This window comes from Thalassolituus pacificus, assembly GCF_025318105.1.
GTDB classification, from domain to species: domain Bacteria; phylum Pseudomonadota; class Gammaproteobacteria; order Pseudomonadales; family Oceanobacteraceae; genus Venatoribacter; species Venatoribacter pacificus.
In genome coordinates, this window is the sequence record NZ_JAOANI010000019.1 from 69,788 (window position 1) to 89,450 (window position 19,663).

Annotated in this window: 10 protein-coding genes; 7 read left to right on the plus strand and 3 right to left on the minus strand. The window is 53.9% G+C overall.

The genetic code is table 11. From position 1 onward, the window contains the following. Window position 1: 1 nt before the first annotated feature. The 5 genes from NYR02_RS10950 to NYR02_RS10970 all read left to right on the plus strand — a co-directional run bounded on the left by NYR02_RS10950 (window position 2) and on the right by NYR02_RS10970 (window position 8,909). Window positions 2-2,806 (plus strand): FAD-binding and (Fe-S)-binding domain-containing protein, encoded by a 2,805-nt coding sequence (locus NYR02_RS10950; protein ID WP_260976407.1) that lies wholly within the window; start codon window positions 2-4, stop codon window positions 2,804-2,806. Between the two features lie 162 nt (window positions 2,807-2,968). Further along, entirely contained in the window at window positions 2,969-4,813 is a 1,845-nt protein-coding gene (locus NYR02_RS10955) for a PAS domain-containing protein (protein ID WP_260976408.1), read from the plus strand. Then, window positions 4,800-7,235, plus strand: coding sequence for a two-component system response regulator (locus NYR02_RS10960; protein WP_260976409.1), 2,436 nt, complete (start codon window positions 4,800-4,802; stop codon window positions 7,233-7,235). The genes NYR02_RS10955 and NYR02_RS10960 overlap by 14 nt, the downstream gene beginning before the upstream one ends. A 184-nt stretch (window positions 7,236-7,419) precedes the next feature. Beyond that, window positions 7,420-8,343 (plus strand): Dyp-type peroxidase, encoded by a 924-nt coding sequence (locus tag NYR02_RS10965; protein WP_260976410.1) that lies wholly within the window; start codon window positions 7,420-7,422, stop codon window positions 8,341-8,343. A gap of 29 nt (window positions 8,344-8,372) precedes the next feature. After that, window positions 8,373-8,909 (plus strand): isochorismatase family protein, encoded by a 537-nt coding sequence (locus NYR02_RS10970; RefSeq protein ID WP_260976411.1) that lies wholly within the window; start codon window positions 8,373-8,375, stop codon window positions 8,907-8,909. A 470-nt stretch (window positions 8,910-9,379) separates the two neighbouring features. Here NYR02_RS10970 and lon read toward each other — a convergent pair whose 3' ends face one another. Then, on the minus strand, window positions 9,380-11,761 hold the full coding sequence (lon, locus tag NYR02_RS10975) for an endopeptidase La (RefSeq protein ID WP_260976412.1): 2,382 nt from the start codon (window positions 11,759-11,761) through the stop codon (window positions 9,380-9,382). Between the two features lie 199 nt (window positions 11,762-11,960). Here lon and NYR02_RS10980 point away from each other — a divergent pair, with 199 nt between their 5' ends. Further along, window positions 11,961-13,145, plus strand: a complete 1,185-nt coding sequence (locus tag NYR02_RS10980; RefSeq protein WP_260976413.1) for a YeiH family protein — start codon at window positions 11,961-11,963, stop codon at window positions 13,143-13,145. 177 nt (window positions 13,146-13,322) lie between these two features. After that, on the plus strand, window positions 13,323-14,681 hold the full coding sequence (locus NYR02_RS10985; protein WP_260976414.1) for a TrpB-like pyridoxal phosphate-dependent enzyme: 1,359 nt from the start codon (window positions 13,323-13,325) through the stop codon (window positions 14,679-14,681). Between the two features lie 137 nt (window positions 14,682-14,818). On the opposite strand, the gene NYR02_RS10990 is transcribed toward NYR02_RS10985, so the two are convergent. Next, entirely contained in the window at window positions 14,819-17,113 is a 2,295-nt protein-coding gene (locus tag NYR02_RS10990) for a DUF6351 family protein (RefSeq protein ID WP_260976415.1), read from the minus strand. A 204-nt stretch (window positions 17,114-17,317) separates the two neighbouring features. Then, on the minus strand, window positions 17,318-19,414 hold the full coding sequence (locus NYR02_RS10995; RefSeq protein WP_260976416.1) for a DUF6351 family protein: 2,097 nt from the start codon (window positions 19,412-19,414) through the stop codon (window positions 17,318-17,320). Window positions 19,415-19,663 lie beyond the last annotated feature (249 nt).

Genomic DNA, 19,663 nt, shown 5'->3' on the forward strand with positions numbered 1-19,663 from the left:
TATGAACGACGCTTTTCACCACTTTGCGCAGGGTCTGGCGCCTTTTATTGCCGACGAACGCATTATTTCCGATCCGTTACGCACTCTGGCCTTTGGTACCGACGCCAGCTTTTATCGCCTGATTCCCAAACTGGTTGTCACGGTTATTAATGAGCAGGAGGTGCAGAAGGTACTGGAGCTGGCGCACAAATATAAAGTGCATTTAACCTTTCGCGCGGCGGGCACCAGTCTGTCCGGTCAGGCCGTGACCGATGGTGTGCTGGTGCGTTTGGGCAATGGCTGGAATAAAGCCGCGGTATTAAATAACGGTGCGCAGTTGCAGGTGGAGCCGGGGGTTATTGGTGCCCGTGCCAATCAGTTGCTGGCGCCTTTTGCGCGTAAAATCGGCCCGGACCCGGCGTCGATCAATACCTGCAAAATTGGTGGAATTATCGCCAATAACGCTTCCGGTATGTGTTGTGGTACGGCGCAGAATTCTTATCAGACACTGGCCTCGATGCGGCTGATTCTGGCCGATGGTACGGTGCTGGATACCGCCGATGAAGCCTCGAAAAATGCATTCCGCCAAAGCCATGCCAGCCTGTTGCAACAGCTGGCTGATTTACGCACACAGGTGCTGGCAACTCCGGCTTTGCATGAACGCATTGTGAAGAAATTCAGAATTAAGAATACCACCGGCTACAGTCTTAACGCTTTGGTGGATTTTTCTGATCCGATCGATATTATGCAGCACCTCCTGGTGGGCTCAGAAGGCACCCTGGGGTTTGTATCGCAAGTGATTTATCACACGGTCGAAGAGCACGCTTATAAAGCGTCTGCCTTACTGCTGTTTGCCAACATCGAACAGACCAGTAAGGCAGTGACCGCTCTTTCCTCGGCACCGGTTGCCGCAGTTGAATTAATAGACCGTGCAGGTCTGCGCTGCGTGGAAGATAAACCCGGCATGCCGGACTATTTACGCACCCTTGATGAGCAGGCCGCCGCCTTGCTGGTGGAGGTACGTGCTGGCAGCGATGCTGAACTGCAACAACGCCTGAGCGAAACCACTGCCGCTTTGCAGGCTTTTGATACCCTGCAGCCGAAAACCTTTACCACCGATAAAAACACCTGTCAGCTGTACTGGAATATCCGCAAGGGATTATTTCCGGCGGTCGGTGCGGTGCGTGCCAAAGGCACCACCGTCATTATCGAAGATATTGCCTTTCCGGTTGAGAATCTGGCGCCGGCGGTGCTGGAGTTGCAGGCGCTGTTTAAAAAATACCACTACGACGAGGCCATTATTTTTGGTCACGCGCTGGCCGGTAATCTGCATTTTGTCTTTACCCAGAATTTTACCGATCCGGCGGAAGTCCAGCGTTATGCCGATTTTATGGACGAAGTCTGTGTGTTGGTGGTTGGCCGTTACGATGGCTCGCTCAAAGCCGAACACGGCACCGGACGTAATATGGCGCCCTTTGTTGAGATGGAATGGGGCGGTCAGGCTTATGAGCTGATGTGGGCGATCAAACAGGCCTTTGACCCGGCCGGCCTGTTAAATCCGGATGTGATTTTAACCCGCAACCTGCGCACTCATATTGAGAACTTAAAACCCATTCCCGAAGCGGATGATCTGATTGATCGTTGCATCGAATGCGGCTTTTGCGAGCCGGTCTGCCCGTCACGTAACTTAACCCTGACGCCACGCCAGCGCATTGTGATTATGCGCGAATTAAAGCGCCAGGAGCGCGACGGTAAAAATCCGGCCTATAAAACCCTGCTGGATGACTATCAGTATCAGGGCATTGATACCTGCGCCGCCGATGGTTTGTGCAGCATGGCCTGTCCGGTCGGCATTAATACCGGCGACTTAAGTCGCAAACTGCGCCATGAACGCAATCAAAAACACGCGGGCAAAGCGCAGTGGGTGGCGGAGCATTTTGCCGGAGTCAGCAAAACCAGCCGTGGCGCGCTGCAGTTAATGGACATAACCCGTGATCTGGTCGGTGATGGCGTGATCAGTACCATGGCGAAAGGGGTGAATATCCTGACGCTGGGGGCCACACCGTTGTGGCACGATGCCATGCCGACCGCCGCCGATAAGCTCAACCCGTGCGAATACGGCGTGAATGAGCTGACTCAGGTGGTGTATTTCCCCAGCTGTGCCAGCCGCACCATGGGGCCGGGAGCCAAAGAGGATGACCAGCGCAGCCTGATGCAGGTAACCCTCGATCTGGCGCAGAAAGCCGGGGTGCATCTGGCCATGCTGCCGGATCAGGACCAGCATTGCTGCGGCATGCCGCTGGAAAGCAAAGGCCATTTTGAGCAGGCCGATGCCATGCGCGCGGCGCTTAATGCGGCGCTGCTGCAAGCCTCCGATAATGGCCGCCTGCCGGTACTGATTGATACCAGCCCCTGCGTGTTCCGTCTGCAGCAACAGCTGGATGAGCGCATTCAGCTGCTTGATCCGATCCGCTTTGCCAATCGCTTTCTGGTGCCGAATCTGGATATCCGGCCGACCCATGAACCGGTGGCGGTGCACGTGACCTGCTCAACCACCAAACAGGGTTTGGGCGAAGAGCTGATTGCGCTGGCACGGCAATGCTCCACTCAGGTGGTGGTTCCGGCGGATATTACCTGCTGCGGCTTTGCCGGTGATAAGGGCTTTATGCTGCCGGAACTGAACGCCTCGGCGCTGGCGCCGCTGAAAGCTCAGGTTGAGCACTGTGTGGAGGGCATTTCGACCAGCCGCACCTGTGAAATTGGCCTCAGCCGCCACGGGGAAATCCCTTACCACTCGCTGTTTTACCTGTTGGATCGGCTGAGTTGAGGTGAGAAACGGCCCGTCAGGGCAGGCAAACCGAGCAGCGTTCACTGCGTGAATAGCGAGGTTATTGAGTGAAGTTTTTGTAAGTAATGCAGTAAATAAACCTTATTAAAGGCGTCGGAATTCGCTAAGCTCAGGAGATAAGGCCTCAGAATAGTGGTGTGTATGGATACAACCCCGACTGCATTAGATACTGACGATCTCGCCCTGTTGAACCTTAAAGCAGGTGCCCTTGATTCGCTGCTCGGCCATTCTGAGCTTGGTCTGGCCATTCTGGACTGTGACCTGCGTTATCGCGCCATCAACAGTATCCTGGCGCGCTTTAACGGATTGAGTGTTAAAGCCCATTTGGGACGCAGTGTCAGTGAGGTTTTCCCCAACCTGGCTTCCATTGTGGAGCCGATGTTGTTGTCGGTGATCCGCGACGGCAAAGAAATCTCCGATATCGAAGTGCAGGCCGAAACCCCCAGTACCCCGGGTCGCCGTGCTGACTGGCTGGCCACTTACCGCCCGATTATGTCTGCCTCCGGCCAGGTATTGGGCGTGCTGGTGATTGCCGTAAATCATACGGTCGAGATGGAACTGCAACGTGCCAAAGAAGAAGCCGCGACGCTGGTGCGCAGCGTGATCGACAGCCTGATGTCTTTTGTTGGCATTATGGAGCCCGACGGCACCCTGATCGATGCCAATCAAGCACCGCTGGATGCGGCGGGCATTCAGCTAGACGACGTGTTGGGTAAAAAATTCTGGGACTGTTTCTGGTGGTCTTACGATCCGGAGGTTCAGCAGCAACTGCGTGATGCTGTGGCGGTTGCAGTTAAGGGCGAAACCGTTCGTTACGATGTGGTGATCCGTACCGCCGATGACAGCCGCATGATCATCGACTTTATGCTCGCGCCACTGAAAAACGCTCAGGGCGATATTGTTTATCTGATTCCTTCGGCCATTGATATTACCGCGCGGGTTGCCGGCGATAATATGCTCAAGTACAGCGAAGAACGCTTCCGCCGGGTGGTCGAAAGTACCCAGGACGGATTGATCCTGGTCGATGAAAAAGGCTGTATTCATCTGGTTAACCGCCGCAGTACGGAAATGTTCGGCTACGACAGTGAACAGCTGTTGCAGCTGACCGTTGAGGATCTGGTGCCGGACAGCATAAAAGCTGCGCACGGAGATCTGCGTCGTGGGTATTTACAGGCTCCGCAGGCCAGAGCGATGGCCGCTATGCGGGAGTTGTATGCCCGCCGTCGTGATGGCAGTCTGTTTCCGGTAGAAATTGGCCTGACACCACTGGATTTCCCCGAAGGTATCCGTATTTTGGCGACCATTGTCGATATCTCCGTACAGAAACAAATTCAGCAGAATCTTATTCGCAGCCTGAATGAAAAAACCGCGTTATTAAACGAAGTCCATCACCGGGTAAAAAATAACCTACAGGTGGTATCCAGCTTACTCAGCCTGCAGGCGCGCAGCGTGCCGGAAGAAGCTCGCGGCTATTTTGCTGAAAGCCAGGGACGGATAAAAGCCATGGCATTGATTCATCAGCTGTTATACGAGCAGAAAAATTATGATCGTATCGAAGCGGTTTCTTATATGCGTCGGCTGGGTGACCTGTTGCATCGCAGTTACTTTTCAGCCATGCGTAATGTGCAGATGATCGTCGAATCGCAGGAAGAAGAAAGTTACCTTGGCCTGGATGTCGCATTACCGTTTGGTTTGCTGATAAACGAACTGGTGACGAACTCGATTAAACACGCATTTCCTGATCGCGACAGCGGGGAGATCCGCCTGACGCTGAGCGAAGGGCCACAGCAAAAACAATTAATCATTGCCGATAATGGCGTCGGCTTACCTGAAGGCATAAGGCCCGGAGCATCCAATTCACTCGGTTTTCAATTGATTCCAGGACTGGTCGAACAAATGCATGCAACGCTTGAGGTTCTGGATACCGAAGGCGCTGTCTTTCAATTAACCATCAGTGACAAAGGAGCGTCAGATGAACAGCCATAGCACTCTGCGCTCTTACCGGATACTGATTGTTGAAGACGAGAAAGTCACCGCGCTGGATCTGAAACTGACGCTGGAAGATCTGGGCTATACCGTGATGGCCTGTGTCGGCAACGGCGAAGCGGCCATTGCCGCAGCAGAGGATCAGGATATTGATCTGATTCTGATGGATATTCACCTCGACACCGCCATGCTGGGTACTGAAGCGGCCAAAATTATCATGCAGCGTTTTGGCATTCCGGTGTTATTCCTTTCTGCTTATACCGATGACCAGACACTGGAAGAGGCCAGCGACAGCCTGCCTTACGGCTATATGGTTAAGCCCTTTGAAAAACGCGAAGTCGATGCTGCGATTCGTATTGCCCTGACACGTCATCATGCCGATCTGGAATTAAGGCGCTCTGAAGAGCGTCTGCGCCTTGCACTTGAAGCGGCCAGAATGAGTATCTGGGAGTGGACACCCGAGACTGATATTGAATTACAGGTTGCCGTGCAACATACCCCACCGCAGCTTATTTCAGAAAATCTGGACGATTTATTGGTCAACATTCATCCGGATGATCGCGATAAAATCCGCCAGCAGATAACCAGTCATCATCGTTTTCAGCAGCCGGTACGCTTCAGTAAACATGAAGGCAATGAGTACCGTTGGGTTGAATTATTTGCCAGCTTATTCCGCTGGGAAAACGGCGATCGGCGCGTCATTGGTGTGTTGCATGATGTGCATGAACGGTATTTGGCCGACGAGCAATTGCGCCAGGCAAATGCGGTATTTAATTCCACCTCAGAAGGCATTCTGATTACGGATAGCCAACGACGGGTACTGAATGTAAATCCGGCATTCAGTCATATCACTGGCTACTCACAGGAAGATGTTCGCGGCAAAAATCCGGACGAATTTCTCCATGCGCGCCGTCACAGTGATCAGTTTTATCCGCGACTGGTCAGCGATGCGCAGGGGCACTGGAGTGGGGAAATAGCCTGTCAGCGCAAAAGCGGTGAGTTTTTCCCCGCCTGGGAACATGTCTGTACCGTTTTAAATGATGACGGCGAATTACAGAACTTTGTGATCACTTTTTCTGATATCGCTGAACTGCGCCGGGCAGAAAAAAATCTTGCAACGCTGGCGTATATGGATGCTCTGACCGGCGTGGGTAATCGTGTGCGTCTGGAACAGGTTGTGCGGGAGGCGCTGGCCGACAGAACCGAAGCGCAGGGTAATGTCGGTGTCCTCTATCTGGATCTGGACGGCTTTAAATTAATTAACGATACCCTGGGTCATTCAGAAGGTGATTTATTACTGCGTGTGATGGCTGACCGCTTTAAACAATCCATCCGTGAAGAAGATACGGTGGTGCGCATCGGCGGTGATGAATTTGTGATCGTTCTGACCGGCGTAGAGCATGAAGATAACCTGAAAGTGGTGGCTGAAAAATTGCTGTTGGCGGTGCAGGAGCCGGTGACATTAAGTCGGGAAAAAGTCGAGGTTTCTGCCAGTATCGGCATCGTCATGTCACGGCCATCGGTACAGGAATATGAAGAATTATTAAAAGCCGCGGATACGGCACTGTTTGAAGCCAAGCGGCGGGGTAAAAACCGCTACTGCATTTATGATTTTGCCCTGGCAATGGAATTTAACGAACGCCTGCGGATTGAACGCAATCTTAAACAGGCCATCCGTAAGGGCGAACTGGCAGTGGAGTTTCAACCATTGGTTGACCTGCACAGTGCCCGGGTTTATGGCGTTGAAGCATTGTGCCGCTGGTATCACGATGAACTGGGCATGATTCCTCCCGATCGTTTTATTCCGATCGCTGAACAAAGCGACGCCATTGTTGATATTGGCGCCTGGGTGTTGCGCGAAAGCTGCCGTGAATTGCGTCGTTGGATGGACGCCGGTGTCCCGGAACTGGTGGTCTCGGTTAATGTCTCCGCCCGTCAGCTGACCGACAGCAGCTTCAGTGAACTTCTGACGGCAACTCTGACGGAATTTAATATTCCAGCGGCACAGATTGAGCTGGAAATTACCGAAACCGCTTTGCAGGCCAATGATCATGTATTGCGCCAACTGGAGCATATCCGTAAGTCCGGCGTGGGTCTGGCGATTGATGATTTTGGTACGGGGTACTCTTCGCTCAGTCGCCTGAAAGAGCTGCCGTTTGACCGGGTGAAAATTGACCGTTCATTTGTCCGTGATTTGCCACAGGATGCCAATGACATCGAAATCTGTCGCGCAATTATGGCGTTATGTCAGGTGCTTCATCTGCGTGTAACCGCCGAAGGTGTGGAAAATCACGATCAGCTGGAGATGTTGCGGGAGCTCGGTTGCTGTTGTATTCAGGGGTATTTATTCAGTCGGCCGATGCGGCCGGAGCTTATGGCTGATTGGCTGCAGCAGGCGGATATCAGGGCGATGCTCGAATAAACTTCGCCAGTGCGCATAAATCAGACCTGGCCGATTAAATCGAAGAACCGGTCAGATCAGAAAGAACCGGTTATATCAGAGAGAACCGCTCAGGGCATTGCTTAAGCAGCATTGCTTAAGCAGCATTTCTTATCCGCAAGTTGCTTTGTTATAGTGACAATTCACTTTGTCATGGATTATCTCAGTGTCATCGTCAACTCACTCACAATCATTGATTCCACAGCCTGGCCTGTTGGCCGAACCTGGCCGCAGCGCACATTATCTGGAAATGAACCTGCATCCGGATGCTGATACCGCCGAAATCTGCACCGCATTGGATCGTGCCCGTCAGTCGCGGCCGGAGGTTTATATTGCCGTAGCCTTTGGCGCCGATGCCTGGCAGCGCCTGCAGCCCGCGTGGCATCCAGCGGATTTACAGTCTTTCGGCGAATTACGCGGCAATAACGGTTACACCATGCCGGCCACTCAGCGCGATGTGTTTTTCTGGATTCATGGTGAAGATCAGGGCGAAGTCATGAATGCGGTTTTACAGGTGCATGAGGCCATGCGTGATGTTGCCGCAACGTTATTGGATTTAAACGGTTTTAAAAATCGTGAGGCGCGCGATCTGACGGGCTTTGTTGATGGTACAGCCAACCCGAAAGGCGACAAGCGTCTGGATGCTGCGGTGATTCCTGAGGGCGAAACAGGTGCCGGTGGCTCGTATGTGTTTTCACAAAAATGGCGTCATCATTTACAGGCATTTAACCAACTCAGTGTGCACGAGCAGGAGCAGGTGATTGGCCGCACCAAGCAAGACAATGTGGAGCTGGAAGGCGATGCTATGCCACCCACCTCCCATGTCAGCCGTACCGATGTCAAAATTGACGGTGTCGGGCAGAAAATCTATCGCCGCAGTACGCCTTACGGTGGCGCGGAAGAACATGGCCTGTATTTTCTCGCCTTCGCCTGCAACCTGCGCCGTATCAGCGTGCAGCTTGAACGTATGTTGGGGAACAGTGGCGATGGTTACAGTGATCATCTGATGAAATACTCGACGGCCTTAACCGGTGCTTACTGGTTTATGCCATCGCAGTCCGACCTTAACGCTTTGCTTATCCGCCGCTGATGTAGCGGCGGTTTTACTGGAGGCATCCGATGCTGAATAAAGAAACAACCGGCTTAATGATCGTCGATGTGCAGGGTAAATTATCTGAACAAATGCATGAAAGCAGTGCGTTATTTGCTCAGTTACGATTGCTGATTCAGGGCGCAAATCTGCTTGAATTACCCATAATCTGGATGGAACAGCTGCCGGATAAACTGGGTACAACACGTCCGGAATTGCGCGAAGTGTTGCCAGGAGAGGCGCTGGTTAAATCAACCTTCAGCGGCATGCAGGAACCGACCATCGCCAAAGCGGTAAAAGAGCAGAAAATCAGCCAGTGGCTGGTGGCCGGGCTGGAAGCTCATGTGTGTGTTTATCAGACCGTTGGGGATTTATTAGCGCAGAAATATGGCGTGCACCTGGTAACCGATGGCGTCAGCTCGCGCACACAAGCCAATAAAGAACTGGCCATCCGCAAAATGCACAGCATGGGGGCACAATTAACCTCCGTCGAAATGGCGTTGTTTGAATTGCAGAAACAGGCTGAAGGGCCGGTATTTAAACAACTGATTCAGTTGATTAAATAACGAAAAAGCAACAAAAAATATCGCGGGCATGGCCCGCTCCTACGGGAAATTTTCCCTTTGATGGACATGAACCGCTTCTTTGGAATATTTACATCATCGCGGGCATGGCCCGCTCCTACGGGACATTTTCCCTTTCACGGACATGAACCGCTTCTTTGGAATATTTACATCATCGCGGGCATGGCCTGCTCCTACGGGACATTGACACTTTCACGTACATCAACCGTTTTTTTTGGAATATTTACATCATCGCGGGCATGGCCTGCTCCTACGGGACATTGACACTTTCACGTACATCAACCGATTTTTTGGAATATTTACATCATCGCGGCATGGCCCGCTCCTACGGGATATATAGGTAGGTTCGTAGAATATCTTTTGAGTAATCGGAGCGCATTCGTAGGAGCGGGCCATGCCCGCGAACCGAAATACCCTGTTGTAAAATCTTGCTGATTTAACGTTTCTCTGTTTTAACCAAATACAACCTCAAATACATCGGCGTATTTTTCTGCGAAGTGTGCGGTCATACCTTTACGGATATGTTCCGGTAACTCTTCATAATCGCGGCGGTTGGCTTCCGGTAAAATCACTTCCATGATTTTAGAGCGGCGCGCGGCAATGACTTTTTCGCGGATACCACCGACCGGTAATACCTGTCCGGTCAGGGTTAATTCTCCGGTCATGGCCAGATTGCGTTTAATGCGTTTATTCAGCAGCAATGACATTAATGCCGTGGTCATGGTAACCCCGGCACTGGGGCCGTCTTTTGGTGTTGCGCCTTCCGGTACGTGCAGGTGCAAAAAGCGTTCATTAAAGAAATCCGGATCACCGCCAAAGTCAGCCGCATGGCCTGCGGTATAGCTGTAGGCGATTTCGGCGGACTCTTTCATCACATCGCCAAGCTTACCGGTGAGTTTAAAACCACGGTTCTGCTGGTGCACAACGGCGGCTTCAATAGGCAGTGTTGCGCCTCCCATCGACGTCCAGGCCAGACCGGTTACGACGCCGACACCGCTTAAAATACGTTCGGCACGGAAGGCCGGAGCGCCGAGGTAATCACTCAGGTCTTTATTGGTTACCGAAATTTTAGCTTTGGGGTTTTCCAGTAATTGCACCACCGCTTTACGCGCGATCTGCTGCAGCAGCTTTTCCAGATTACGCACGCCGGATTCGCGGGCATACCCTTCAATAATGCTTTTCAGCGTACTGTCACTGATTTTGACCTGAGATTTTTTCAGGCCATGGCGTTCCAGTACACGGGGCCATAAATGGCTCTTGGCAATGGCGAGTTTTTCTTCGGCGATATAACCCGATAAGCGGATGGTATCCATACGGTCGAGCAACGGTGCCGGAATGGTATCCAGCTGGTTGGCGGTACAGATAAACAGCACTTTGGATAAATCCACACGCAGATCGAGGTAATGGTCGAGGAATTCTTTATTCTGCTCCGGGTCCAGTACTTCCAGCAGGGCAGAGGCCGGATCACCCTGATACGACGCTCCCAGCTTGTCGATTTCATCGAGCATAATCACCGGATTAGCCACTTCGACATCTTTTAATGCCTGAATTAATTTACCCGGCAAGGCACCGATATAGGTGCGGCGGTGGCCTTTAATTTCGGCCTCATCGCGCATGCCGCCAACACTGAAACGATAAAACTTCCGCCCCAGCGCGTCGGCCACAGAACGGCCAATAGAGGTTTTACCCACTCCCGGTGGGCCTGCCAGCAACATAATGGAGCCGGATATTTCCTGCTTAAATGTACCAACCGCAAGAAATTCCATAATGCGCTGTTTAACGTCATCCAATCCGGCGTGGTGTGCATCGAGTACTTCGCGGGCGTGGCTCAGATCGAACGCATCGGTGGAATACACACCCCAGGGCACCGACGTTGCCCAGTCGAGATAATTACGGGTCACGCTGTATTCCGGCGAGCCGGTCTCAAGCATTTTCAGTTTGTGTAGTTCTTCATCAATGCGTTTGCGCGCCGCCGCCGGAATGTCTTTACCTTCCAGTCGTTGCACAAATTCATCAATTTCAGCGGTTTTATCGTCCTTTGCCAGCCCCAGTTCTTTCTGGATGGTTTTTAACTGTTGTTTCAGGAAAAAATCACGCTGGTGTTTGCTGATGTCTTCGTTAACGGTCTTATTAATTTCAGCCTGCAGGCGTGCCACTTCCACTTCTTTTTTCAGCAGCACCAGGGTTTTTTCCATGCGTTTCTGCAGGGGCAGGGTCGCCAGCACACTTTGTAAGGCCTTGCCTTCGGCGGTGGTAATGGCGGCCGCAAAATCGGTCAGCGGAGACGGGTCATTCGGGCTGAAATGGTTGAGGTAGTTTTTCAGCTCTTCGGAGTACAGCGGATTAATCGCCACCAGCTCTTTAATGGCATTAATAATGGCCATGGCGTAGGCCTTGATTTCATCAGTGAAATCCGTGCTGCGTTGTGGATATTGAACCCGTGCCTGCATCGGCACACTTGTGCTGAGCCATTCGCGGATACGGAAGCGGCGGATTCCCTGGGCAATAAACTGAATGCGGCCGTCTTCGGCCTGAATGCGGTGAATACGCACAACACAACCGATATCCGGGATGCGCTCCGGTGCCGGTACTTCATCAACGGCTTTGTCGTCGACAAACGACAGGCCCAGTAATTTATGTTGGGAATCGGCAACGCGTTTCAGGGTTGCGCCCCAGACTTTCTCATCGACAATCACCGGCTGTACCTGTGCCGGGAAAAACGGACGGCCATTAACCGGCAGAATGTGCAATGTTTCCGGCAGCACATCATCGGCCAGTGCTAATGCCCCTGCGCCTTCTTCTCTGCTGATAAATTCGTGATTTTCGTCGCTCATATCGACCCTTAACTGTTCGGCTTATGGTGCAAATGTGGGGGGCAGCTGCAGCTTTTCAAGGCTGGGTGATACAACGAATATGCATCTCTGTGTTTTGTTCGGTAAATCAGGATAGTCATTGCGGTTTTATCAGTTTCTCAGTAAAGAAATAGGTGCATAAGCTTATGCCAATAGGAAATAAGTAAGGCGGGGCAGAAAGATGAGAGCAGGTGACATGCCACTGGCGGCTGCAGCCAGACGTTTTCCACGCGCTCACAGCGCTGTAGCAAGCAAGGGACACTGGCAGGGAGCCTTTCCTACCCTGATGCTGATATTGCTTCTGGCACTGGTATGTCAGTGGCTGGCAGGTCTGCCGCAGCTGAAACACTGGGGGATTGGCAGTCTGCCGCTGAGTATTCTGCTGGGGATTCTGATTGCCAGTACGCTGGCGCCGCGTTTCCTGGGCAACGCCACTCAGGAATATGCCAAAGGGGGGCTGAAAGTCCGCCGTTTCAGTCAGCAGGTGTTACTGAAAACAGGCATCGTGCTGTTTGGTTTTCAGCTGACACTGGAACAGTTGTGGAGGGTAGGCTGGCAGGCGTTGCTGGTGGATGTTGTCACCATTGCCGCTGTGTTGAGTATAGGAATCTGGCTGGGCCAGCGCTGGCTGAAGCTGCCTTTGCGGCTGAGTATTCTGATTGCAATTGGCAGTGCGGTCTGTGGTGCGGCGGCCATTATGGCTACGGCTCCTCTGTTAGGTGAACGAACACAAGCGGATGCCGTTGAAGGCACAGGGCAGGGCACAGAACACAGCGCAGAACAGCAGCTGGCGATAGCCGTCGCTCTGGTCGCGTTATTCGGTACCTTAAGTGTGCTGTTGTATCCGCTGCTGTGTCAGTGGTTCGGGCTGGACAGCAACAGCGCCGGCCTGTACATCGGCAGTACCGTGCATGAAGTCGCTCAGGCGGTGGCGGCGACCGATGTTCTCGACCCGGCCACCCAGCAGAACGCATTGATCGTGAAGCTGTTACGGGTGGCGCTGCTGGCACCGACATTATTACTGCTCGGGCAGTGGTTGCTGCGCCGGCCTGTCGCGGATACGGAGAAGAACCTTCAGCCGCAGACTGCAGCAGCGCCAAAACGGCTGCCGGTTCCCGGATTTGTGCTGGGCTTTGTCGCGGTGATTGTGCTTAACAGCGTGCTGCCATTGCCGCTCTGGCTGACGGAGCTGGCCGCAAAAGCCTCCGTCTGGTGTCTGATGCTGGCGATGGTGGCGCTGGGACTGAATACCCGCTGGCAGGGCATGGTGGCGGCAGGCATGAAACCCGTCTTGCTTGGGCTGATACTCTGGTTACTGTTGCTGGTCGGTGGTGGCTGGCTGAACGCTCTTTTCGTTCTGGCCTGAGCTGCGTCATTGAGGCCGGGGCGGTAATCGGCTAGAGTCCGCGTTTTGCTGAGTTTTTTGTCAGGCTGTGGTTTTTCCCGCACATGCGGGGTCCTGACAAAAAACGTATTCGCCGCTAACCGGCCGCACTTATCTGATGAGTGCAGGCCCAGAGACAGACATCCAGAGACAACAATAATGAAACAAACCAAAATTCTGTTGCCGGAAACCGAGATTCCGAAGCACTGGTACAACGTGGTCGCTGACCTGAAGAATCCTCCGGCGCCGCCTATGGGCCCGGACGGTTTGCCGATGGACCCATCGGCTATGTCGGCCATTTTTGCTGACAACATCATTGAGCAGGAAGTGTCTGCCCAGCGCTGGATCGAAATTCCGGAGCCGGTGCGTGAGATTTACCAGCAATGGCGTCCGACGCCGATGTTCCGCGCTCACCGTCTGGAAGAAGCGCTGGGTACACCGTGCAAAATTTACTACAAGTACGAAGGGGTGAGTGCCGCCGGTTCGCACAAACTGAACTCCGCGATTCCGCAGGCGTACTACAACAAGGTTGCCGGTATTAACCGCCTGACCACCGAAACCGGTGCGGGCCAGTGGGGCTCGTCGCTGTCACTGGCCGGTCAGATGTTCGGCATCGATGTGCGCGTTTATATGGTGAAGGTGAGCTACAACCAGAAGCCATTCCGCCGTTCGATGATGCAGACCTGGGGTGGTGAAGTGTTGGCCAGCCCGACCAATCTGACCGAAACCGGTCGCCGTATTCTGGCCGAAGATCCGGATAATCAGGGCTCGCTGGGTATCGCGATTTCCGAGGCGGTGGAAGAAGCAGCAAGCCGCGACGACACCAAATACTCGCTGGGCTCGGTGCTGAACCACGTTCTGCTGCACCAGACCGTGATTGGTCTGGAAGCGAAAAAGCAGTTTGAAATGGTCGGCGATTACCCGGATATGATCTTTGCACCTTGTGGTGGTGGTTCTAACTTCGGCGGTGTGGCCTTCCCGTTCTATGCCGATGAAGCGGCAGGCGGCAAAGCGGTGCGTCTGGTGGCGGTTGAGCCAAGTTCCTGTCCGAGTCTGACCAAGGGTCATTACGCCTACGATTTCGGCGACACTGCCGGTCATACGCCAATGACATTGCAGTACACCCTGGGCCATGACTTTATGCCGCCGGGCATTCATGCCGGTGGTCTGCGTTACCACGGCGCCTCGGCTCTGGTCTCGCAGATGTACCATGAGAAGCTGATTGAAGCCGTATCGGTACCGCAGATCGCGACCTTCGAAGCCGGTGTGCAGTTTGCCCGCGCTGAAGGCATTATTCCGGCACCGGAGTCCAACCATGCTATCCGTACCTGTATCGATGAAGCCCTGCGCTGCAAAGAATCCGGCGAAGCCAAAACCCTGTTCTTTAACCTGTCAGGTCATGGCCACTTCGATATGGTGTCGTACGACAAGTACTTTACGCAGCAGCTGGAAGACTACGATTATCCGCAGTCGGAAATCGATGCTGCGCTGGAGCGTCTGCCGAAAGTGAAAGCCTGATTTTTTCTGATCGGTTTTAACAACGGCAGATAAAAACAGCAGATAAAAGCGACACATAAAAAACGCCGCGTCTGAATATCAGACGCGGCGTTTTTTATTGTCTTAACATGCGGAATTTTTTTTAGCCGGTTTCTTTTTTACCAGCTTTTGGCCATGTCGCCTTGGCGGTAATCACAGACCCCATCGGGGAATAGGGTTTCCAGCTGCGTCTGATAAGGGCTGGCATCCAGCGGCGCGTAGACACCGGATTCGATGGCGTCTTTTACGCTGACCAGATGGCAGAATAAAACGCTGGCCGTGCTGTCATCACCGGCCGCTTGTCGGCTGCTCTGAAAGAACGGATATTGCTGCGTACAGCGACCATCGTCTTTGCCATTCCAGCGTCCATCCCAGACGCCGTGCCCACTGGCAATGATGTTGCCGTTATTATCCAGACAGCGGTCGCTGGCAAACTCCGCAGCCACAATACTTTCTGGTGCCTCATTACCCGGTATGGATCCTGTGGCGCGGGCATCGAGCCAGCGCACCATGGCATCAAAGGCATCCCAGCGTGCATCGTATTGTGCGTCACTGATCCAGATGCTCTGGTTGGGGTTTTTGCCCTGATTAAAATCCAGAATCCGCGCGCGGCTGGATATCGCCGACCAGCTGTGATGGATGTCCAGAATCGGATCTTTATACGGGCGCACATCAATAATCGGAATATCCAGTTTGCCGAGGAACACATTGCCCGACTGATACGCTCCTTTGGCGGCGGCTAAACTGCCGGGAATGCGCGCTGCCGGTTTTTCTGCCTTGCCGTTATGGCTCATATTCTGTTCACCATAGGGGCTGTATTTGCGCAGGGAATCGTCGCCGCTGATCAGCCAGTAATGTTCCGGCTGCATGTCTTTTTGTGCGTTCCAGCTGCCGACTTTAGCGTTCAGATCAAGGAATTGTGCGGCGCTGATATTGCCTTCTTTCCAGGCATTTAAACCGTATTGCACACCCACGTTACTGGCCGGTACTTCGGCGCGGCCAAAGCGGTCGGTGCCGTAAAAGTCGCGGTTGTCCTGCCAGTGGGTCCAGAAGTTTTCGCGGTTTACCTGTTCGCTGTAACGCGGGTAATGGCTGTTAAAGGTCGGGTTATTCACCAACTGGGCAGAACCGCGCCAGCTGTAGCTGCATTCGGTAGCACCCTGATGAACCGGTGGCTTTTCCAGCCGTAACACGCTTGCAATATCGGCAAGAATATCCAGTCGCGGTTTGAATTCGGTGTTGTAGGCCAGCCCTTCAATCCAGCTGCGGCGTTCGGCCTTCTGCCAGAAAGTACGGTCAGCAGATAAATGGTCAAAATAATATTCCAGCAGCTCGCAATCGAGGCCGTAGGTAATCTGCGTCACCATATCCGGGTAGGGAATAATCGCCACGCCGCCGTCGATAATGCGTTGCTGTTTGCCCTGGTCGTTATCCACCTGCGGATGGTTCTGGCTGATTAAATATTGTTGCAGGCCGCCACCGGAATCACCCATGCCGATGGTGTATTGCGGTTCGCCAAAACGGGCAATAAATTGCTGCTTAACGCGCAGGGCGGTGTCTTCCTGCAGCCAGATATTGTAGTGGTTGTCGGTCTCTGTGCCGGTGGAATAGAGCACCGCATAGCCTTGCTCCAGCGCCGGGCGCATGTCTTTTAATAAGCGTTTAAAGCGCGCCTGACCTTGCTGAAAACCAATACCGATGGCGCCTTTAAAATGATAAATCGCTTTGCCGTTCCAGCGTGATACATCCGGCTGGTCGCGCTGATCGTTATGGCTGGTGGGCATCAGCAGCACATAAATAAAGCGGTTAATGGTTCCGCTTTCGGCCCGGATTAACAGCTCTTCATTGTCGGCGGCCGGGGGGAGTTGTTCGTCGCTGCGGAAAAACTCGCCGTCACGGTAACCGAGATAATGCAGTCGGGTCGGCAGTCCACAGTCCTGGCTGTAACCGACAATATTGCCGCTGTTATCGCTGACGGCGGTGCCATAACCGAGCTGATTATCAACCAGCGGCTGGCCCAGTTCAGAATCCAGCGTCTGGCACATAAAAGGGTATTGTTTAGGGCCAGCAAATAAGGCTTCGACCGGACCGGTTTGCCCCCATTGGATCGGAAACGCGAAGGTTTCCGCCGGGCGGATCAGATCTTTCGGATGGGCACCATGATAAGCCGGCCAGTTGGCGACTTTGCTTCCCGGTGGTGTGCTCAGTACCGGTGGTTCGGCCGGGTTCAGATCCAGCTTGTCACTGATATAAGCGGTTGCCCAGTACCAGCCAGCGGTTACCAGCAGCGTGACCATAACACCCAGAATCAGCAGGATTTTCACAAAGCGCGGCAGAGCGAAAGCCTGTTGCTGGCGCCGCTTTGGCGTTGGGGAAACAGTGTGAATCGGGCGGGCAATAAGCGGCGTGCGCATCGTTATATCCTTATAAAACGGTATCCTGACAGCGCGCCTGGGTTGCTTGCGGATTGCTGCTTGCGGAGAACGGCTCGCGGAGAGCCGCTTTCGCCAGCGCGCTTCGGAAGAAAGTACTGAACGGAGGATAAGGTGCCGGCGCGCGAATGCCAATTTTTCATTGCGCCGAGAGGTGCTTTTTTATTGCGCCGACAGATGTCTTTTTTATTGCGCCGGTATGTTCTGGCTCGTCGCTGTTTTCAGCTCCTGCACCAGTTCCGGAGGCAATGCACGATCTGGCTGGCGGTAATCACAAACGCCGTTGGGGAAAATGGTCTGCAGTTGCTGGCGGTAGGGGGAGGCGTCGATATCACCGTAAAAGCCTTCAATAATGGCCTGCTCAACCGGAATCAACGCACACTGAAAGGTATTGCCGGCAATGGATTCTCCGGCAATCTGCCGGCTGCCCTGATTAAACGGCATCAGCCGCGTACAGTTGCCGTCGGGGTGCTGGTTCCAGCGACTATCCCAGACCTGTTCGCCTTCGTAGATCACATCGCCTTCACTGCTCAGGCAGCGGTCGGTGGCAGCCGGTGGCCGGGCGCTGATCAGATCACCGTTGCTGAGCGCTGCGCGGGTCAGCCACTGGTCCATCACAGCAATGGCATCCCACATCGGGTTATAGGGTTTTTGTGAAATCCAGATCGGTTGCAGGCGGATATCGGTGCCGGCGTTCAGCAGCCGCTGACGGGTCGATAAGGCCGCCCAGGTATGGTGGATATTCAGTTGATGATCGAGGTACATGCGCACGTCCATCACCGGAATGTTTAGTTTCCCCATAAACACATTGCCCGATTGATAGGCTGCCGTTGCGGCGGCGATACTGCCGTTAAAGCGCGGTGCAGGCTGTTCCGGGGAGGTGCTGTTAACACCGTGATGGGTCATATTGTGCTCGCCGTAGGGGGTGAAACGATACAGCCGCGAATCGCCGCTGACGTGCCAGTAGCGTTCTTCGGTCATGTCCTGTGCTGGCAGCCAGGAGCCGACGCGGCGGTTCAGTTCCAGAAATTGCGCCATGCTGATGGTGTCGTTTTTCAGCGCCTGCAGACCATATTGCACGCCGTCGTTACTCCAGGGTGACGGTGCACGGCCGCTGTCGTCGGTGCCATAGATATCGCGGTTATCCTGCCAGTGAGTCCAGTAAGTGCGTTCGCGAACCGAGCGCGCAAAGCGGTGGTAGTCACTGTGAAAATGCGGATTGTTGACCAGCGGTACCGAACCGCGCCAGCCGCTGTTGCATTCCGAGGCCGGTGGCGTCGGGTCTGGCCACTCCAGACGCAACAGTTGGGCAATATCGCTCAGCCAGCTGAGACGTGGGCGACGCTCATTGTTGACGCTCAGGCCGGATACTGCCTGGCGGTGAGCCGGATCACGCCAGAAACCGGTATCGCTGGCAAGGTGGTCAAAATAGTACTCCAGCAGCTCACAATCCAGGGTGTAGTGAATCTGGGTGACCATATCCGGGTAGGCAATCAGGGCGACACCGCCGTCGATAATACCCGGCTGGTTTTGGGCAAACAGGTTCTGCTGTAGCCCACCGCCGGAGCCACCAATACCGATGGTAAACGCCGGTTCGCCGTAACGGGCGACAAACTGACGTTTTACCCGCAGTGCGGTGTCTTCCTGCAGGCGGATGTTGTAGGTGTTATCGGTTTCGTTGGCGGTAGAAAAGGCCACGGCATAGCCTTGCTCCAGCGCTTTGCGCATGTCGCGCGTCAGGCGTTGGAGGCTGAGTTTGCCCTGCTGGAAACCAATACTGATGCCGCCACGGAAGTAATAGATCAGCTTGCCGTTCCAGCGTGACAGGTCGGGTTTGGTGAGCTGGTCGGCGCGGCTGGTGGGCAGCAGTAAGACGTACATAAAGCGGTTAATGGTGCCGCTTTCGGCGCGCACCAGCAGCTGATGATCGTCGGGCACCGGGTCGATGTTGTCATCTACCCGCTGTGGGAAACTTTCCTGTTGGTTGCGGTAATACAGGTAATGCACCCGGGTTGGCAGGCCGCAGTCTTTGCTGTAGCCAATCACGTACTGCGAGCGCTGACCTTTCAGGGTTTCAGCGTACACCGGGATACCCCAGCCACGGGTGTTATCGATCAGCGGCTGACCCAGATGCGACTCTTCGGTCTGGCATAAAAACGGATACTGATTCGGCCCGGCAAACAGTGGTTCATCGGGGCCGGTGGCACCAAAGTCGATTGGAAACGGAAAGGTTTCTGCGGGGCGTTCAGCCAGTGCCGGATGCGGGCCGTTATAAGGCGGCATATTGGCCAGCCGACTCCCCGGAGGTAAACCCACAACCTGGGGGAAATTCGAGTCCAGCCCGGCCTAGTGGCGCAGTTGCAGGTAGTAGTGATAAGCAATGCCGGCGCTGCCGGTCAGCAACAGAACAATCACCAGCAACAGGATATTGATTTTGGCGCGGTTCAGTTTGGGCATGGCGTGCTCCTTATACTTCCAGTCTAGAAGACGGCATAAGGAGCGCAGTTACATTTTGTAGTTTTGTCGAAGCGT